Annotated in this window: 15 protein-coding genes, 1 tRNA gene and 1 other RNA gene; 5 read left to right on the forward strand and 12 right to left on the reverse strand. The window is 64.8% G+C overall.

All coding sequences use genetic code 11. The features are described from left to right. Window positions 1–61 precede the first annotated feature (61 nt). Window positions 62–1,777: a CYTH and CHAD domain-containing protein gene (locus ABJ196_RS04340; RefSeq protein WP_347305385.1), complete on the forward strand. Its 1,716-nt coding sequence runs from the start codon at window positions 62–64 to the stop codon at window positions 1,775–1,777. A 95-nt stretch (window positions 1,778–1,872) separates the two neighbouring features. Here ABJ196_RS04340 and ABJ196_RS04345 read toward each other — a convergent pair whose 3' ends face one another. Continuing rightward, window positions 1,873–2,061, reverse strand: coding sequence for a hypothetical protein (locus ABJ196_RS04345; protein WP_066488506.1), 189 nt, complete (start codon window positions 2,059–2,061; stop codon window positions 1,873–1,875). 192 nt (window positions 2,062–2,253) lie between these two features. Here ABJ196_RS04345 and ABJ196_RS04350 point away from each other — a divergent pair, with 192 nt between their 5' ends. After that, complete coding sequence (locus ABJ196_RS04350; RefSeq protein WP_347305386.1) at window positions 2,254–3,519, forward strand: galactokinase family protein; 1,266 nt, start codon at window positions 2,254–2,256, stop codon at window positions 3,517–3,519. An 82-nt stretch (window positions 3,520–3,601) separates the two neighbouring features. Here ABJ196_RS04350 and ABJ196_RS04355 read toward each other — a convergent pair whose 3' ends face one another. The 8 genes from ABJ196_RS04355 to ABJ196_RS04390 all read right to left on the reverse strand — a co-directional run bounded on the left by ABJ196_RS04355 (window position 3,602) and on the right by ABJ196_RS04390 (window position 11,614). After that, window positions 3,602–5,380, reverse strand: coding sequence for a hypothetical protein (locus ABJ196_RS04355; protein ID WP_347305387.1), 1,779 nt, complete (start codon window positions 5,378–5,380; stop codon window positions 3,602–3,604). Further along, the gene (locus ABJ196_RS04360; RefSeq protein ID WP_347305388.1) at window positions 5,377–6,030 is read right to left on the reverse strand and encodes a DUF3558 family protein; all 654 of its coding nucleotides are present in this window, start codon (window positions 6,028–6,030) and stop codon (window positions 5,377–5,379) included. The genes ABJ196_RS04355 and ABJ196_RS04360 overlap by 4 nt, the downstream gene beginning before the upstream one ends. 237 nt (window positions 6,031–6,267) lie before the next feature. Beyond that, complete coding sequence (locus ABJ196_RS04365) at window positions 6,268–6,633, reverse strand: hypothetical protein (RefSeq protein ID WP_347305389.1); 366 nt, start codon at window positions 6,631–6,633, stop codon at window positions 6,268–6,270. A 76-nt stretch (window positions 6,634–6,709) separates the two neighbouring features. Further along, a complete protein-coding gene (locus tag ABJ196_RS04370) occupies window positions 6,710–8,119 on the reverse strand; it encodes an RNB domain-containing ribonuclease (RefSeq protein WP_347305390.1) in 1,410 nt (469 codons plus the stop codon). A 28-nt stretch (window positions 8,120–8,147) separates the two neighbouring features. Then, an RNA gene (gene rnpB / locus ABJ196_RS04375) (RNase P RNA component class A) lies at window positions 8,148–8,583 on the reverse strand. Window positions 8,584–8,594: 11 nt separating this feature from the next. Then, on the reverse strand, window positions 8,595–9,746 hold the full coding sequence (locus tag ABJ196_RS04380; RefSeq protein ID WP_347305391.1) for a bifunctional RNase H/acid phosphatase: 1,152 nt from the start codon (window positions 9,744–9,746) through the stop codon (window positions 8,595–8,597). 23 nt (window positions 9,747–9,769) lie between these two features. Further along, window positions 9,770–10,477, reverse strand: coding sequence for a C4-type zinc ribbon domain-containing protein (locus ABJ196_RS04385; protein WP_257046004.1), 708 nt, complete (start codon window positions 10,475–10,477; stop codon window positions 9,770–9,772). Between the two features lie 3 nt (window positions 10,478–10,480). Continuing rightward, a complete protein-coding gene (locus ABJ196_RS04390; protein ID WP_347305392.1) occupies window positions 10,481–11,614 on the reverse strand; it encodes a Nif3-like dinuclear metal center hexameric protein in 1,134 nt (377 codons plus the stop codon). 46 nt (window positions 11,615–11,660) lie between these two features. Here ABJ196_RS04390 and ABJ196_RS04395 point away from each other — a divergent pair, with 46 nt between their 5' ends. Together ABJ196_RS04395 and ABJ196_RS04400 are read left to right on the forward strand one after the other, a co-directional pair. After that, complete coding sequence (locus ABJ196_RS04395; RefSeq protein ID WP_347305393.1) at window positions 11,661–12,161, forward strand: low molecular weight protein-tyrosine-phosphatase; 501 nt, start codon at window positions 11,661–11,663, stop codon at window positions 12,159–12,161. An 11-nt stretch (window positions 12,162–12,172) separates the two neighbouring features. Further along, the gene (locus tag ABJ196_RS04400; protein ID WP_347305394.1) at window positions 12,173–13,168 is read left to right on the forward strand and encodes an SURF1 family protein; all 996 of its coding nucleotides are present in this window, start codon (window positions 12,173–12,175) and stop codon (window positions 13,166–13,168) included. A gap of 138 nt (window positions 13,169–13,306) precedes the next feature. Here the strand turns inward: ABJ196_RS04400 and ABJ196_RS04405 are convergent. Together ABJ196_RS04405 and ABJ196_RS04410 are read right to left on the reverse strand one after the other, a co-directional pair. Next, window positions 13,307–13,382, reverse strand: a tRNA-Val gene (locus ABJ196_RS04405). A 79-nt stretch (window positions 13,383–13,461) separates the two neighbouring features. Then, window positions 13,462–13,872 (reverse strand): DUF3052 domain-containing protein, encoded by a 411-nt coding sequence (locus ABJ196_RS04410; protein WP_347305395.1) that lies wholly within the window; start codon window positions 13,870–13,872, stop codon window positions 13,462–13,464. Between the two features lie 276 nt (window positions 13,873–14,148). On the opposite strand from ABJ196_RS04410, the gene aceE reads away from it, so the two are divergent. Then, a complete protein-coding gene (gene aceE / locus ABJ196_RS04415) occupies window positions 14,149–16,905 on the forward strand; it encodes a pyruvate dehydrogenase (acetyl-transferring), homodimeric type (RefSeq protein WP_347305396.1) in 2,757 nt (918 codons plus the stop codon). Window positions 16,906–16,983: 78 nt separating this feature from the next. Here aceE and ABJ196_RS04420 read toward each other — a convergent pair whose 3' ends face one another. Continuing rightward, a complete protein-coding gene (locus ABJ196_RS04420; RefSeq protein WP_347305397.1) occupies window positions 16,984–17,952 on the reverse strand; it encodes an alpha/beta hydrolase in 969 nt (322 codons plus the stop codon). Window positions 17,953–17,971 lie beyond the last annotated feature (19 nt).

Below are 17,971 nucleotides of genomic sequence, written 5' to 3' on the forward strand. Positions count from 1 at the left end.
CCCTAAAAGGTAGGATCAGGCCCAGAAGGACATCCACACGTCGAGAAAAAGGAAAGAGTAGATGGCCATTACCAGTGCCCTCGAAATCGAGGCCAAATTCGCAGTCGACAGCTCCGCCGAGCTGCCGGATCTCACCACGCTGCCTGAGATCGGCTCTGTCGCCCGCGAGGAGCACCACGAGCTCTCCGCCATCTACTTTGATACCCCGGACCTGCGTCTCACCCGCGCCAAGATGACGCTGCGTCGCCGCACCGGCGGCAACGACTCCGGCTGGCACATCAAGACCCCCACCGCCGCTGGCCGCCAAGAACTCCACGCCCCGCTCGATGACGCCGCGGACGGCAACTACATCGTCCCCGCCGAGCTGCTCGCCGAAATCCGCTCGCTCGTGCGCAACCTCCCCCTCAAGCCCATCGCTCAGGTGGACAATAAGCGCACCGAGATCACCTACGCGGACCCCGAAGGCAACCCCGTCGTCGAGTTCTGTGACGACCATGTCACCGCCAAGTCCTTCCTGCCCGCCGGCAAGGAGACCCGCTGGCGCGAGTGGGAAGTCGAGCTCACCGGCGTCGCCGCCGAGGCCGCCGCCCAGGCCGCCGAGGCTCCCGCAGCCGACGCCCCGGCTCCCGCGAACCTGCTCCAGCTGTGCTCCGAGGCGCTCATCGCCGCCGGTGCCTTCCCGTCTAAGTCCCCGTCGAAGCTGGCCACCGCGCTGGGCGACTCCGTGGACAACGTGCCGCTGCCGCCGAGCATGCGCGAGTCCACCGTCGAGCCGGGCTCCGCCGCCGCGGCCGTCATCGCCGCACTGCAGACCAACCGCGACAAAATCATCGAGTACGACCCCAAGGTCCGCGCCAACGAGTGGGACTCTGTCCACCAGATGCGCGTGGCCACCCGCGAGCTGCGCAGCCACATGGAGACCTTCCACGGAATCGTCGAGGGCCCGCAGATCGCGCACATTGAAAGCGAACTCAAGTCCCTCGCAGGCCTACTCGGTGTCGCACGCGACGCCGAGGTCGTCGAGGAGCGCTGGCGGTCCCTCCTCGCGTCTGAGGATTCCGACGTTCTCGACGAGGCCACCCGCGACCACATCGCCCACGACATGGGCCGCGAATACCGCCGCGCCCACCGCCACGTGATCGGCGCCCTCAACTCGGATCGCTACCTGGGCCTACTCGAAGAACTCGACCAACTTCTGCTCGATCCGCCGGTCGTCGCAGACACCCCCGCCGAGGACACGACTGCCGAGGACACCGCTGCCGCAACCCCCGTGCCTGAGGACGCACAGCCCGAGGCTGAGCCCGCCGCCCACGAGCAACCCGCCCACGACATGGAAACCGTCATGGCCAACCACCTGGGCGAGGCCTATGCGAAGCTGGTCAAGCGCCACAAGAAGGCCGTGAAGAACTGGAGCAATGACGAGCTCACGCTCCACGAGCGCGAGAACTACTTCCACGACATGCGCAAGGCCGCAAAGAAGCTGCGCTACGCCGCCGAGGCCGCAGGATCCGCCACGAACCTCAAGACCAAGGCACTCTACAAGGCCTGCAAGGATATGCAGTCCGTGCTCGGCGACTTCCAGGATTCCGTCACCTCGCGCGACAAGCTCCTCGAACTGGCTGAGGCCGCCCGCCGCCGCGGCGAGGACACCTTCGGCTACGGCCTGCTCTACCAGCGAGAGCGCATGATTGGTCTCGAAGCCCTCGCGGACTACCACGAAGCGTTCAAGGCTATTAAGTCCTCCTTCAAGCCGCTGCGCAAGAAGATGGACGCCTAACCGCGCACCGAGCCGCAACGCAGAAACGGCCGCCGCCCCCATACGGGGACGGCGGCCGTTCGCACAGATAGGCGCAGCGCGGCTGCGCGCGGGAGTTAGTCCTCCCAGGCCTTATCGGCGGCATCGGCAGCAGCGTTGCGCTCTGCAGCGAGCTTGAGGGCGTTTTCGGCCTCTTCGCGGGTATCGTACGGACCCATGCGGTTATCCCAACCGGACTCGGGGCCTTCAGTCACCTGGCCGGTAGCAACGTCGTAGTACCACTTGGTGTTGCCTGCGTTCGTCATTGTCTTTCCTCCTTGCCTGCCGCGGCGGGGACGTCGCGGCGCGTTCGTCGTAATCTGTGCCACCCAGGCTACCGCGAAACGCGGGCCGTGCGACCGGTAGAATGTCGACTGTTCCGCTTGGTCTCCCCGCAGCGCGCGCCTGTCGCGCAGCGCCGGGGAGGCGTGCACCCCAGTCCAAAGGAGTAATTCTTCATGCCGATGTGGCACCACCCCGACTCCCCCGCCGCTGACCGTGCCCGTGAGCTGCACACGCGCTTGACCGGCGCGCAGCCGCAGGCGGTGGCCAGCGCTCCTGCGACGTGGAATGTCATTGGCGAGCACGTGGATTACTACGGCGGCGTGACCGTCATCGGGCTGGTGGATCTGCGCGCCGCCGTGGCCGTGAGCCCCCGCACGGATGACGTCATTCGCGTGACCATCGCAGAAAACAACGAGGAGACCACGGAGGACTCGTCGCTCGAGGCCCTCGCCGCCTTGGCAGCGGCGCAGCAGCCCACCACAGATTCGGAGGGCCGCACCATCGTCCCGCCAGCGCCCACGGGCAGCACGCACACCCGCGTGGCAGGCATGGTGTGGATGCTCATCAACCGCCAGCTCCTCTCCCGCGAGACCTCCGGCATGGACATCACGGTCGTCTCGGATATCCCACCGCACGCTGGCCTCGGCGCTCGCTCGGCCATGGACGTCGCCACGGCCCTCGCACTCATCAGCGACCACGAGGAGCTTGCCGATGCCCCCATGCGCGCCCGCATCGCCGATGTCTGCGCCCAGGCTGTCACTTTATTCTCCGAGGTCCCGCCCCTGCGCGCCCGCCACACGGCGGCGCTGCGCGGTGCCGCGGAGACCGTCTCCGTCATCGACTACGCGGATAACTCGGTCACCCAGGCACCGCACCCGCTGGGCAAGGAGATGAGTGGCTTCGTCGTCTCCGTCCCCGCCGCGGGCGATATCGCCGCCTCCGTAGCCCACATTCGCGCCCGTCAGCGCTTCGTCCACGACGCCTGCCACGCTTTCGGCACGGACTCGCTGCGTCTGCTTCCCGATGCCGCCCCGCGCGTCGTCGACTGGCTCACGGCCGTCCACGAAATCGACGGTCCCGAAGGCCAGCCCACGCTTCCCGATGCCCGCAACTGGCTCGCTTTCTTCGATGATGAGACCACCCGCGCCCAGGGCGTCGCCCGGTCCCTACGTTCGCGCCGCGGCACGGAGCTCTTCTCCGTCCTCGGGTCCTCGCAGACCGAACTCGCTGCCATCTACGGCCTGGAAAATGCGCAGCAGATCGCGGAACTTTCCGCTCTACGCGGCGCCGTCGGCACCCGCGCCGCCTCCGCCGGAATCGCTAACGCCATCGTCGCCTACGTCCCCGCCGTCAAGGCAGACCACTTTGCGGACGATCTCTCCGAGGCTGGCCTCGATGTCATCGCCCTCCACCCCGGCGAGCCTGCCCGCCCCGAGTAGGCCCCGAGTAAGCCAGCCTGCACGAAGGCCCCGAGCAGAACTGCTCGGGGCCTTCGCCGTTCGCTCACAAGGTCGCGCTTTCTTAGTCGCGCACCCACGCTCCAATGACGCCCGGCACCGACGGCGGCACCTCACCGAGCAGCGCCCGCCGGTTCTGGTCTTGCTCCACCGCCGTCGTCACGGTCTTTACCTTCCCCCGTTTGTCTCCTTGACCGTGACCGGCGCCCATCATCGGCACCATGCCGCGATGCGCGGCACCAGCACCACCGCCGACACCGCCCGCACGCACCCCAGCGCCCGTCGAACCCACGCCCGCAGCACCAGCACCTGCCGCGCCACCGGCCGCGACTCCACCTGCCCCAGGCAGCCCAACGCGTCCTACACCCGCGCCGAGTCCACCCGCTGCCGGCATGCCTACTCGGCTTCCGATGCCACCGCGCACACCTCCGCCACGACCTCCAGCCCCAGCCGCACCGCCGCCAGCACCTCCAAGCGCACCCATCGGTGCGGCACCGATGCCTGAGCCACCCAGCCCTGAGTTCATTCCCCCACCCAGTCCTGCTGCCGCTCCAAGTCCCGATGCACCACCGAGATTCGCTGGCGACGCTCCTCCGCCCGACAACGCCCCGATACCCGGCGCGCCACCCGACAATCCACCCGCGACGCCGCCCACCCCGCCAGGCAAACCTGCAGTCAACCCCGCCGCGCTCGGCAGCGTTCCAACCGATGCCGGCGTCGTCAACGCCTGCGACAGCTCCGGCAATCCAGCTGCGTCATAAAACGCCGGAACGTACGTTTGCGCGGCCTTATTCAACTGCGCCAGGTCCTCCGCGGACAACCCGATATCATTGACCGGCCGCAGCTGCCCATCGACGATCTCGAAGGACCCAGGTCCCACCGCACCGCGCGCAACCGCTTCCTCAAAGGATTTCGGCCAGTCCACCTCATCCGTCGACAAACCAAACCCGCTCGCGTTGACCGCGTCCATGCCTGCCGTGAAGTCTCCTCCCGAGGCGCGCATCTGCGGCTGCGCGATGCTCGCCACCGGCGGCAGCGAGACATCCACCATCGTCTGCAGTGCATTCTGCATCATGACCAGCCCCGACTGCTCGACGGCTTCCCGGCTCACCGGATCCATCGGCAGCGACAACGTCGACGCAATGGACAGCGCCATCAACTTCGATACCTGGGACAATCCCAGCATCGCACCCGTGCGACCAGCCATCGCCCCCGCATTCGCCGCAATTTCCGAGCCCGTCCCTGCAATCTCACGGATCTTCGCCACCGCAGCGTCAATCGACTCGCCCTCATTCGACTGTTCGAGCGATGCCGCCATCGACTCCAACTGCGCCGCAGCCTCCCCCGCCGACGCCGAAACAGATTTCCACTGATTCAGCGTCGCGGAGATGCTATTGGCGTCGAGCGACAGCACCTCAGCAATAACCGACAGGGCATCCATTCCGACTGCCACCACTGGCTTCACGAAATGAACTGTGCCATAGCTCGCATCAGGCTGCGGGTCCAACATGAAAATCTCATCCGGAGAAATCCCGCCCGTCTCAACGGCTTCTAGCGAATGCGCCGCAAGCACATCCTGGGCAATTGCTCCAACAGCAAACTTTCTTAGCTGTCCCCCAATCCAATCAACGTGATCCGTGAGTTTATCAATCAAGGCTTTTGCTGAAGCCGGATCGTCTCCCAAGAGTCGACCATGGATCATTCCAGTTTCCCTAACGCCGCTAATCGATGACAAATTTGCAGACATGCCGTTCGACAGGCTCAATCCGTTGGCGTCAAGCAACATCGTGATGCGCTCTGCAGCACTTGCGTCAGCGGAAATACGTTGAGTATCGAGTTTCACTTTGCATCACTTCCCTCAAAAAGATTTTCAAGGATTCGGGTGGGCACGTCACAGAAGGTTTCACCACTGCCTTGACCCAAGCTATTGACATAGTTGACGGCAACCGTTCCTCGGGGAGTTTCGATCGCTGCGAAACAGGTAGTCTGCGTATCACCGCCGGTCTGCTGCATTACACGTGCATTACTCAATCTCGGAACAATCTCGTCGGTCAGCTCGAATCGCCCCTCTTGAAGTTGACTAAGAGAGGCGCCGTACGAAGTAATGAATAGCAATCCAGAGTCATTCTTTAATTCCTGTTGCTCCACCAAATCACATGTATAAGGTTGAACATCGGTAAGATTCATTGCCTTCTTTTTAAAGCCGAGTAGGGCCACGACATTCTCAGGCAGTTCCTCACATGGTTTGAATGGATTCTCGTGATACTCCCGCCAATCAAAAGGTCCCGGTTCAGGCATCGACCAGCCACCCAAATCAATCGATGCTTGGTCCTCTGGCGCTTCGTCGTGACCGGTGTCTGGTGCAGGCGACGCGGGACTTGCGACGGCGGCAGTTCCGACGGCAGGCTGTGGCTCGGCGTCGCTGACGGTGCAGCCTGCGAGAAAGGCTGCAGCTATGCCAAGGCACGCCACATTATGCAGTGGTCTTAACATGTATTTTCCTTAAAACTTCGATCAACAAATAAACGTTGGGGAGTTCAAGGAGTTCAACGCCGTCGGCTGGGGCCCGAAAGGCGTCCCCCTCTGCCCACCAAGCATGCCCGAAACTCGATGATTTGTCGCGTTGGAAACCAAAAATTCACTTTGCGCCGGCGGAAGGTTGAGCGGATACAAAGAAGCGTGGGACGAACAAGTCGTTCGTCCCACGCTGTTGCACGCTGGCGCGGATGATTAGAAGAAATTCTTGTAACGAATCTGGAATTCTTCCTCGGTTTCGTACTCGCCATCGCCGTTCATTTCCCGCATGCCCTGTTCAACGAGGGCGTCGTACTCATCGGGGTCGTCAGGCACTGGGATGGGCGTGATGGCGGCCAGACGGTCCTCATGGGCGCGACGCTGGCGTTCGCCTTCGACGACCTCGTCGATGTACTGGGCTTGGACTACCTCGCGGGCCGCGGTCTCATTCATGCCGGTGGCGACAAGCTGGTTGAACGCGCCGCGGACGGTCTGCCGATACTCATCGACTTTGCTGTCATCACCGTAGAGTGCGGTGCATGCTTTCACGAGGCTGGCCTCAGATACTGGATAGTCCATCATCAATCCGGTCCTTTCTACTCGACGGGTGGATGGACCGACAGGCTAACAATCGCTCCTGACACGAAGGCCGGGAAAGCTAATCCGCAGGCCAGGCGAAGGCAACGGAGCGCTCGGCGGGATTGGCACGCACGAGAGAGATAGCCGTCTCGGCGCCGGGTTCGGGCGCACCGATGACGTCGGCGACGATGGGCGGCGTGGTGACGAACGCGCGGGCCTTGGACTTTTCCGGAGTCGAGTCGAGAATGATCGAATCAAAGTTAGTGCCCACCCACGGGGCGAGGACGGTGGCCTCGGTGAGCTTGAGACAAGCGCGGTCGACTTGGGAGGCGACGGAGGTCGTGCGCTTCATTGTTTCCAGGAGTTCATCTGCGCGGGAGGAGATCCATTCGGGCGCAGGCTCGCCGGCAGACAGGGCGAGGCAGACCTCGGTGGCGAAGCGGTCCGCGAGACGGCGCAGCGGCGCGGTGACGTGGGCGTAGTAGCCGCCGATACCCGCGTGGACCTCAGGCTCCTCGTCAGGGGTGAGCCACTGGTAGCCGGCGCCGCGAAGGAGGTACTGTGCTTCGCGCATCGCAGCCATGCCACGCGGGGTATCGGGATCGACACTGAGCAGAAATTCCGAAATCGACTGGTCCGTGAGGTCGAAACCGAGTGCGGCGACTTCGGAGCGGAAGGAAGCCTCGGACTCAGGCGAAGCAGCCGGCAAGGTGCGCAAGAGCCCGACGCCGTGGGAGGCCATGAGCTGGCCCGCGCACATGCCGGTAAGAAGGGAGATCTCCGAGTTGAAGTCCATAACCTCGTAGCGCGGCTCGGCGACCAATTCGAAAACAGTCTCGCCGGACTCGGTGGCGGTCTCCTCCACGGATTGGGAGGGCACGCGCAGGTTGATAGCGGAGCGGCGCAAGCTCGAAGCCTGGCGCAGGGCGCCGACTTCGGGCAGGAGCGCGATGGAAGAATGCAGGTGGCCCGCCACGAGATCGGCGTGGACGCCCTCGTAGTCAAGGCGGGCGCGGGACTGGACAAGGGCGCGCTCGACGTCGAAAGAAGATACCTCGCCAGCGGAGTCGAGCTGGAAGGTCCAGAGGACGGCGGGGCGGGGTGCACGGGGAAGCAAGCTGGCGGCGTCCTCAGACAAGGCTGCGGGATGCAGGCGTGCGGGTTCGTCCGGCAGGTAGATGGTTTGGCCGCGCTTGAAGCCCTCGACTTCCAGCGGCGAGCCCGGCGCGATGAACGCCATAACATCAGCGATGGCGTAGTGGACGGTGTAGCCGGTGGCGGTGGCCTCGATGTGGACGGCCTGGTCCAAGTCCATGGAGCCCGCCGGGTCGATGGTCACCAGCGGGATGTGGCGCGCGTCGCGACGGATATCGGCGAAGCGGTCGCGCGCGTTGCGGGCTTCCTCCTCGACAGCGGGCGGGAAGGCACGCTCGATGCCGAATTCCTCGGCGACGGGGTGGAAATCAAACGGGGCGGCATACAGCTTCATAGAAAGCCAGCCTAGCCGTTAAAAAGGGCGAATGAGTCGACCTATAAGCCGGATTCTGTACGCCGCCCGTGTGGGTGGCGCGACGAACATCCATCTAGACCAACCGTTGCCAGTTGGTTCAAGCAGCTACCTTCAGGCTTGGGCGAGCAGCCCTCAAACACCTGAGCAGGCCCGCCAGTGGCGAGCCGTGATGCCTTGCTCCCAGTGGGGTTTACCCAGCTACCGCCATCGCTGACGGTACTGGTGCGCTCTTACCGCACCGTTTCACCCTTACCGGTTCCGCACAGCGTTCGTTTCCGAACGGAGTGAGGAAACGGCGGTTTACTTTCTGTTGCACTTGCCCGCGGGTCGCCCCGGGTTGCTGTTAGCAACCACCGTGCTCTGTGGAGTCCAGACTTTCCTCGGCGTCCGCTGGCCGCTGTGAAAGCGGTAGTTCGGCGCGTCGCGTTCGTCCGGTCGGCTCATTCGCGACTTTCTAGTCTAGCCCCAGGTGCGAGACATCGTTAATCGAGCGGACGAGCGAGCCTGAATCCCAGAACTCGACAACGGAGACGGAGGCCAAGTCGAGAAAGATGTGGTTCACGGTCGCGGCGCCGGTGCCAAGGGCCTGGCGCAGGAGATCCTTGATGGGGCCCACGTGGCTTACCACGAGGACGGTCTTTCCAGGGTACTCATCGACGAGGGCGCGGCGGGCTTTGAGCACGCGGCGGTGCAGCGCCTGCTGGGACTCGCCGCCCGGCGGGGCGATGGACGTGTCCTCGAGCCACTCGGAGTGTAGTTCGGGGTCGCGCTGGTGGGCTTCGTCGAAGGTGTGGCCTTCCCAGGCGCCAAAGTCCACCTCGCGCAGGTTGTCGGCGGTGAGCACAGGCAGGTTCACAGCGGAGCCGACAGCCTGCGCGGTGTCGCGGCAGCGTTGCAAAGGGCTCGAGACGATGGCATCTATGCTCCAGCGGGAGGCGGCGCGGGCGGCGGCCTCGGCTTGGGCGCGGCCCGCGGAGGACAGCTCAGCGTCGGTGCGCCCGGCGTACTGGTGGGCCTCGCTCATGGCGGTCGCGCCATGACGCAGGAGGACGAGACGCGTGACGGGGCCGCGCTCGCCGAGCCAGGACAGGTTGGAAGCAGGAACGGGGGTCTCCGAGTCAGAGGCCGGCGCGGGGGCGGGAGACGGAGCCTCGGTCGCGGGGGCATCGGCACGCTGGACAATGCCGACGGGGTGCCCGGCGGCACAGGCGTCCATGGCGTCGTTGGACAAGGCGTCGGCCACCTTGTTCTTCGCACGCGGGACCCAGGTAATGGAGAAGGACTGGAAGCCGGAGATGATTCGGCGGGCCTCGAGCGCGAGCTTTTGCATGTCCGGGTGCTTGATTTTCCAGCGCCCGGACATCTGCTCGACGACGAGCTTGGAGTCCATGTAGGTCTCCACCTCGGTGGCGCCGAGGTCGCGGGCGGCCTCGAGACCACGCAGGAGTCCGTGGTACTCGGCCACGTTATTGGTGGAACCCTTGCCCACGACGTAGGCGATTTCGCGCAGGACGGTGACCCCGTCCGCGGCGTAGACGACGGTGCCGGAGCCGGCAACGCCGGGGTTGCCGCGCGAGCCGCCGTCCGTGTACATGACGACCTTCATTGACCAGCCTTTAAAAAAACTAGTTAGCGAACGAGGAGCGCGCCGCAGTCCGGGCACTCGGGCAGTTCTTCCGGAGCGGCGCCGCGGATGGAGCCCACGGCGGCCGGCGGGAGCTCGATGTAGCAGGAGCCGCAGGCGCGATTCTTGAACTTCGCGGCGCCCACGCCGTTTTCGACGCGGATGCGGTCGTATTCCTCGAGCACGTCCGTGGGCAGCAGGTCGCGCAGCTCAGAGATGCGCACGGTGGGATCCGGCTGGGCCTCGCGGGCATCGCGGGCAGCCTGGGCCTCGCGGCGGGCGGCCTCGAGCTGGCGCTCGGCCTCGGAAATCTGGGCGCCGTGGACGTCCACGTTATTGCGCAGCGCGTGAATCTCGTTGTGGGCTTCCTGCAGCTCGCTCATGAGATCCGCAATGCGGGACTTCGCGGTGTAGCGGTCGTGCTCCAGGTCACGGCGCTTCTCCGGGTCGAGCTCCGCGGTGAGCTGCGCCTTGTCGTCACGCTCGCGGCGACGCAGCTTGCGCTCGTCAGACTGGATGCGCAGAATCTCCGCCTCCATATCGTCCACAGCCATCTGGGCCGAGCCCGCGGCGTTGCGCAGGCGGGTGAGCTTCTGTTCCTGCTTGGCGACTTCCTTCTCCTCAGGCAGCTGTTCATCCACAGCCACGCCCTGGGAGCGCTGGAGGTTCGCCAGCTCGAGCAGTACCTCGTGCAGTTCTACGCGCAGTTTCATAGTTCAGTTCTCCTTGTGTGCGCTGATCGTCCATGGGTCGGTGCGCAACTCGATAATCTCGGCGCTGACGCCGGTTGCCTCCACCACAATATCGCGCGCCTGCCCGGTCCACGGAAATTCGCTCGCCCAATGTGCGGTATCGATCACGGCGATATCGTGTGCGCGCAGCGTCTCATCCACCGGATGGTGGCGCAAATCCGAGGTCACGTACACGTCCGCGCCGAGCTTCGCCGCCGCCTCCAGGAAGCTATCGCCCGAGCCGGAGCTCACCGCGACGGTCTCCACCGTCCGGTCCGGGTCGCCGGCCGCGCGCACGCCCCACGCCGTCTCCGGCAGGGCATTGGCCACCTGCTGCGTCAATTCCCGCAGACTCATAGGCCGCTCAAGCTTGCCGATGCGGCCCAGCCCCAGCGCCGTGTCCAGATCCTTACGGCCGACTGTCTCGACGACCTCGAAGGCCGGCACCTCGTACGGGTGCGTTTCATAGATGGCCTGCTCGATGGCGCCGCGCTTCGAGGAGGGCGCGACGAATTCCACGCGCAGTTCGTCTACGCGCTCAAGCTTTCCGATGTCCCCCTCCGTCGGGTTGGCTCCCTCCACCGGCTTGAATTGGCCCTGGCCCGCAAATTCGAAGGAGCACTCGTGGTAATTGCCGATGGCGCCAGCGCCCGCGGCGAAGACGGCGGCCTTGACGGTCTCGGCGTCCTGAGCCGGGACGTGGAGTCCCCAGTGATCGATGACCTCGGGGTCGACGGGCACGATGGGACGGCCAGGCGTAATGCCCACGAGTTCGGCGAGGCGATCGTTAACACCCGGGCGGGCCTTGTCCGCATTGGTATGCGCAGCGAAAAGGGCGACCCCTCCGGCGAGGAGGGTGTGGACGACCTTGCCCTTAGGGGTATCGGCAGCAACGCTTGTCACGCCGCGCAGCAGCAGAGGATGATGGACGATGAGCATGTCCGCGCCGATCGCCACGGCGCGCTCGGCGACGGCCTGCGTGCAGTCGAGCGCGAAGGCTACTTTCTTCACCTCGGCCTTGGGGTCGCCGCAGATAAGCCCCACCGCATCCCACTTCTCCGCCAGGTACGGCGGGTAGGCCGCATCCAACACCGCGCGAATGTCGCCAACAGTAGTCATAATCTCGCTTTCTCGTTTCGGGCTCTGGCCCACTATCCTAGACGCCATGACCACACCTCATGTCGACTCCAGCGAGCCGGATAAGCGCCTGCACCTCGTCTTTGTTTGCACCGGCAATATCTGCCGCTCCCCCATGGCCGAGGTCATTGTCCGCGACGCCATGGAAAACGACATGCTCGATCTCGCCGCCCGCACCTCCTCGTGCGGCCTCGGCGGCTGGCACGTGGGCCAAGGCGCGGACGAGCGCGCCATCGCCGAACTGCGCCGCGCTGGCCACGACGGCGCCGCCCACCGCGCCGCCCAGCTAGGCGAAGAGCACATGGACGCCGACCTCTTTATCGCCATGGACTCCGGCCACCGCGACGAACTCATCAAGCGCGGCATCGATCCAGAGCGCGTCGTCCTCATGCGCTCCTTCGACCCGAACGCGTCTGGTCCCGACGTCGCGGACCCGTATTACGGGACGGCGGAAGACTTCACGACGACTCGCAAGAACATCGAAGCGGCGGTTCCCGGGCTACTCGATTGGATTCGCGAGAACGCGTAGACTTCCCAACTGTGTTGAAGACGTTTCTCAAGCCCCAGTGGGTTCTGCTCACGCTCTTCGTCGTGGTCTTTTCCTACTTCGCATTCACCACGCTCGCGCCGTGGCAGCTGGGTAAGGACCACGATATTGTCGAGCGCAATCACGAGATCGAGGCCGCCTACGAGTCCGATCCCGTCCCGCTCACTGATGCCGTGACGTCCACCGGCGAAATCGCCGACAAGGAATGGACCCGCGTCACGCTGCAGGGCCACTACCTCGCGGACAAGGAAGTCCTCCTGCGTCTGCGCCCCGTCGAGTCCGGCCCCACGTATCAATCGCTCGTGCCCTTCGAAACGAACGACGGACTCACCATGCTCGTCGACCGCGGCTGGGTCGCCGCCGGCGAGGGCAACGCTGTGCCGACCATCGAGCCGGCCCCCACCGGCGAAGTGACGCTCACCGCGATGCTGCGCACCGCCGAGCGCGTCCACACCTCCGCCCCCATCGAGGACCAGGGCTACACGCAGGTCTACTCCATCAACCCCGGCCAGGTGGGCAAGCTTGAGAACCTCACGCTGGGCACGGACTACGTCCAAATTTCCCACGACGACCAGCCCGGCGTGCTCAACCCCATTCCGGTCCCCCAACTCGACCGCGGCTCGCACCTGTCCTACGGCTTCCAGTGGATCGCCTTCGGCATCATGGCTCCGCTAGGCCTTATCTACTTCGTCTACGCCGAGCTGCGTGAACGCCGCCGCCTGCGCGAAGAAGAAGCCGCCATGGCCGCCGCCGCGACGACCGACGCCGAGGCCGCTGCCTCCGCGCCGGAGCCCTCGCCGGAACCGGCTGAGTCCTCTGAGTCTGCGGAATCTGTTCAAACAGCTGCAGCGTCGGCCGCGCCTGCCGAGACCGCAGCACACGCGACCACCCCCGCTGCGCCCGCGTCGCGCCGTTCCCGCACGCGCTACGGCGACGCGAAGCCGGACTACTACGAGAAGTTCAACAAGCGCGGGCGCGAGCGCTTCTAGCCAGACTCTGGGACGCCCTCGCCACGTCAGTTGATTGAACCTAAGGACGGCTTTCGCGACGGCGGACCGGATTAAGTTCAAGTAAGCGTGCGGCTCATGCACGAAACCCCGTTCTGGGAGCCAGAACGGGGTTTCTTGTGGTGCGGCATGAGGGGCTCGAACCCCCGACCTACTGGGTGTAAACCAGTTGCTCTCCCAGCTGAGCTAACGCCGCGTGAATGCCGGCCGCGCGGAGCGCGTCACAACACTCAAGAAAGTGTATAGGACGCGCGGCGCCGGACAAAATGAGGGGGTTATTTCTTGGTGTAGCCGCGGCCGACGAGGCAGGAGCCTTGCCAGTCGCCGAAGCGCTCCGCCTTAGTCTGGACGAGGCCGGCGAGCTGCGCGGACTCGGCAATCACGCCGGGGGCGACGGTGCCGGACAGGCCAGCACCCGGGGTCAAAAGCCAAATGGTGCCGTGGTCGGCGAGGGGGCGCAGTGCATCGACGAGGCCGTCGACCAAGTCGCCGTCCTCCTCGCGCCACCAGATGACAACGACGTCACACAATTCATCAGTTTCTTCATCGAGGAAATCGTCACCCAAGATATCTTCAATGGCTTCGGAGATGGCAGGGTCGCAGTCTTCGTCCCAACCCAGTTCCAGGGCAACCTGCCCCTCTTCGATGCCTAACTTGCGTGCGTAATCCTCCAATTGAGTGGTCATATCTGGGCACTTTAACGCATTATGAGGGAAAATTCTCGTTGTCCACGCCACTTTCGGTGGTTGCGGTGGGAAGGACACGGTGAGACGAGGGGGCATCGGAAAGCGGGGTCGCAAAGGTAAAGGCCGCAAAGTTAGCAATATTCACAGGACGACCGCGATTAAGCTGCAGGATTTAACACGAGGGATTCTTCACTTACCCCTAGCAAAGCTTCGAGGTCGTTTACGCGTATTCTGGAACGTACTGTTTTAAAGGCCCACCAATTGGAGGAATGCACCATGGCAGAATTGGAATCGCTCGGCAGCGACTCTAACTTCCCGCTCATCCGCGACGGCGTCGCGTCGTACATGCACGACACCGACCCGGAAGAAACTCGTGAGTGGATGGATTCCCTCGACGGTCTGCTGGAGGACAACACCCCGGAACGCGCGCGCTACCTCATGCTGCGCCTGCTGGAGCGTGCGTCTGCGAAGCGCGTGCCCATGCCGTCGCTGACCTCCACCGACTTCGTGAACACCATCCCCACCACCCTCGAGCCCGAGTTCCCGGGTGATGAGGAACTGGAGAAGCGCTACCGCCGTTGGATCCGCTGGAACGCGGCCATCATGGTGCACCGCGCGCAGCGCCCGGGCATTGGCGTGGGCGGCCACATCTCCACCTACGCGGGCGCGGCTCCGCTCTACGAGGTCGGCTTCAACCACTTCTTCAAGGGCAAGGACGATCCCTCCGGCGGCGATCAGGTCTTCTTCCAGGGCCACGCCTCCCCGGGCATGTACGCCCGCGCCTTCATGGAAGGCCGCCTGAGCGAGCACGACTTGGACGGCTTCCGCCAGGAGCACTCCCGCGGGGAGGGCGAGGGGCTGCCCTCCTACCCGCACCCGCGCGGCCTGCCGTGGTTCTGGGAGTTCCCCACGGTGTCCATGGGCCTGGGCCCGGTCAACGCGATTTACCAGGCGCGCTTCAACAAGTACCTGGAGCAGCGCGGCATCAAGGACACCTCGGATCAGCACGTGTGGGCGTTCCTGGGCGACGGCGAGATGGACGAGCCGGAATCCCGCGGCCTCATCCAGATGGCACCGCTCTACGGCCTGGACAACCTCACCTTCGTCATCAACTGCAACCTGCAGCGTCTCGACGGCCCGGTGCGTGGCAACACGCAGATCATCCAGGAGCTCGAGTCCTTCTTTACCGGCGCAGGCTGGGACGTCATCAAGATCATCTGGGGCCGTGAGTGGGACAAGCTCATCGAGGCCGACAAAGACGGCGCGCTTATCAACATCATGAACACCACGCCGGACGGTGACTACCAGACGTTTAAGGCGAACGATGGCGCCTACGTGCGTGAGCACTTCTTCGGCCGCGACGAGCGCACGCTCAAGCTGGTCGAGGACATGTCGGATGAGGAAATCTGGGCGCTGCGCCGCGGCGGCCACGACTACCGCAAGATTTACGCCGCCTACTCCAAGGCGCTGGAGAACCGCGGCACCGGCAAGCCGACCGTCATCCTGGCCCACACGATTAAGGGCTACGGCCTGGGCCACAACTTCGAGGGCCGCAACGCCACCCACCAGATGAAGAAGCTCACGCTGGAGGACCTCAAGCTCTTCCGCGACAAGCAGGGTATCCCGATTTCGGACGAGGTCCTCGAGGCTGATCCGTACAACCCGCCGTACTACCACCCGGGCAACGATGCTCCGGAGATCAAGTACATGCTCGAGCGTCGTAAAGAGCTGGGTGGCTTCCTGCCGGAGCGCCGCGCGGACTTCGAACGCCTGCACGTGCAGGACATCGACAAGCTGCGTTCCGTGCGCAAGGGCTCGGGCAAGCAGAAGGTCGCCACGACCATGGCGCTGGTGCGTACCTTCAAGGAGATTATGCGCGACAAGGAGATTGGCAAGCGCATTGTCCCGATGATGCCGGACGAGGCCCGTACCTTCGGCATGGATTCCTGGTTCCCGACGCTGAAAATCTGGAACCCGAAGGGCCAGAACTACGTGCCGGTCGACCACGACCTCATGCTGTCCTACCGCGAGTCCGAGACGGGCCAGATCCTCGCAGAGGGTCTGACCGAGGCCGGCGCCGCCGCGTCCTTTACCGCCGCAGCGACCTCGTACGCGACGCAGGGCGAGCCGATGATCCCGCTCTACATCTTCTACTCGATGTTCGGCTTCCAGCGCACCGGCGACGCCTTCTGGGCGGCGGCAGACCAGATGGCCCGTGGCTTCCTCATCGGCGCCACGGCTGGCCGCACCACGCTGACGGGCGAGGGTCTGCAGCACATGGACGGCCACTCCCCGGTGCTCGCGTCCACGAACCCGGCCGTTATTTCCTATGACCCGGCATTCGCGTACGAAATCGCGCACCTCGTCCACCGCGGTATTGACCGCATGTACGGTGACAACGACGAGGCCATCATGTACTACCTCACCGTGTACAACGAGCCGGTCCACCAGCCAGCCGAGCCGGAGAACCTCGACGTCGAGGGGCTCCATCGCGGTATCTACCACTACTCCACCCCGGAGAAGGGTTCGATCCCGGCCAACATCCTGGCCTCTGGCGTGGGCGTTCACCAGGCGCTGCGCGCACAGGAGATCCTGGCGGAGGACTACGACGTGAAGGCCTCGCTGTTCTCCGTGACCTCGTGGGTCGAGCTGGCCCGCGACGGCGCTGCCAAGAACAAGGAAGCCCTGCAGCACGGCAAGGCGCCGGAGAAGGCGTTCGCCACGCAGCAGCTCGAGGGCTTCGACGGCCCGTTCGTGGGTGTCTCTGACTTCACCACGGACCTGCAGGAAATGATCCGTCCCTACGTCCCGGGCACCTACATCGCGCTGGGTACCGACGGCTTCGGCTTCTCCGATACGCGTGAGGCGGCCCGCCGCTTCTTCAACTCGGACACCGAGTCCATCGTCGTGGCCGTGCTCTCGGGCCTGGCCCAGGACGGCAAGATCGACCGCTCCGTCGCTGAGAAGGCTGCGAAGGACCTCCACCTGGATGATCCGACGAAGACCTACTCCACGAGCACCGACGAGGAGTAATTCCACGCCGCGTTAAGGAAAGGCCCGTCAGCAGTTCTGGGAACTGCTGACGGGCTTTCGTCATACGCGGTGCGTATGTCAGCGTTGGGCGAGGACCGGCTCGATAAGCTCGGCGAGCGCTTGGGAGACGGCCTCGGGTTCTTCGAGGATGACCATATGGCCGGAGCCGTCGACGACGCGGAGCTCGGCCTCGGGCCAGTGGGAGCAGATGAGCTCGGACTGGGAGCGCGGGGTGACGATATCCATGGAGCCGACGAGGACGATGCCGGGCAGGCCGGCGAGGCGGTCTGCGGCGGCGAGCTCGGAGTGGTCGACGAGGTCGTCGAAGAAACCGACAAAGGAATCGAGCGGGGTGTCGAGCAGCATGTCGACGTGGAATTCGAGGCGTTCCATGCGGGGATAACCGGTCACGCCGGCGGCGAAGAGGGGCGCGATGATGCGCGCGATGCGCTGGCGGGCGCGGTTGACCTTGTGGGGTAAGCGCTGGGCGGCGTCGTAGAGGGCTTCCGCGGCGTGGGTCTGGAGAAGCGCCGCGACGCCAGTCTCTGCGAAGGGACGCATGGACGTGGAGATAAGAAGCACTCCGGCGATGCGCTCGTAGTCCTCAGCAGGGAGGCGGCGAATGAGGTTTTCGACGACCATGCCTCCGAGCGAATGGCCCACGATAATGAGCGGCCCGGTGGGTGCCTGGGCGGTAAGGATGGCAGCGACGTCATCCGCAGCGTCTTCGACGGTGCAGTCCTCGGCCGGGACGCGGTCCGAGCTGCCGTGCCCGCGAAGGTCGAGTAGCACCGCGCGCACGCGCGGATACGACGCGCGCAGGAAGTCAACCTGGTCGTAGAAGCTCTCCGCCGCGAGACCGTAACCGTGGACGAAGAGGACGGTGACGGGGGCATCGGAAGCCTCGGGGCCCGAGGTATACCAGGCGATGCCATCGGAGATGTCGTGGGAGTACGGCTGCGTGAGGCCGGGGTGGCGGTCGTGAGTGTGGCGGCGGCGCCATACCTGGGTGGCGGTGCGCATACGGCGGCGGGATGGGGTGGACATAACACGTCTAGTCTAGTCG

Origin of the sequence: Corynebacterium sp. SA-MJD20WY100 (assembly GCF_039822565.1) — a bacterium.
Taxonomy (GTDB): Bacteria; Actinomycetota; Actinomycetes; order Mycobacteriales; family Mycobacteriaceae; genus Corynebacterium; species Corynebacterium phoceense_A.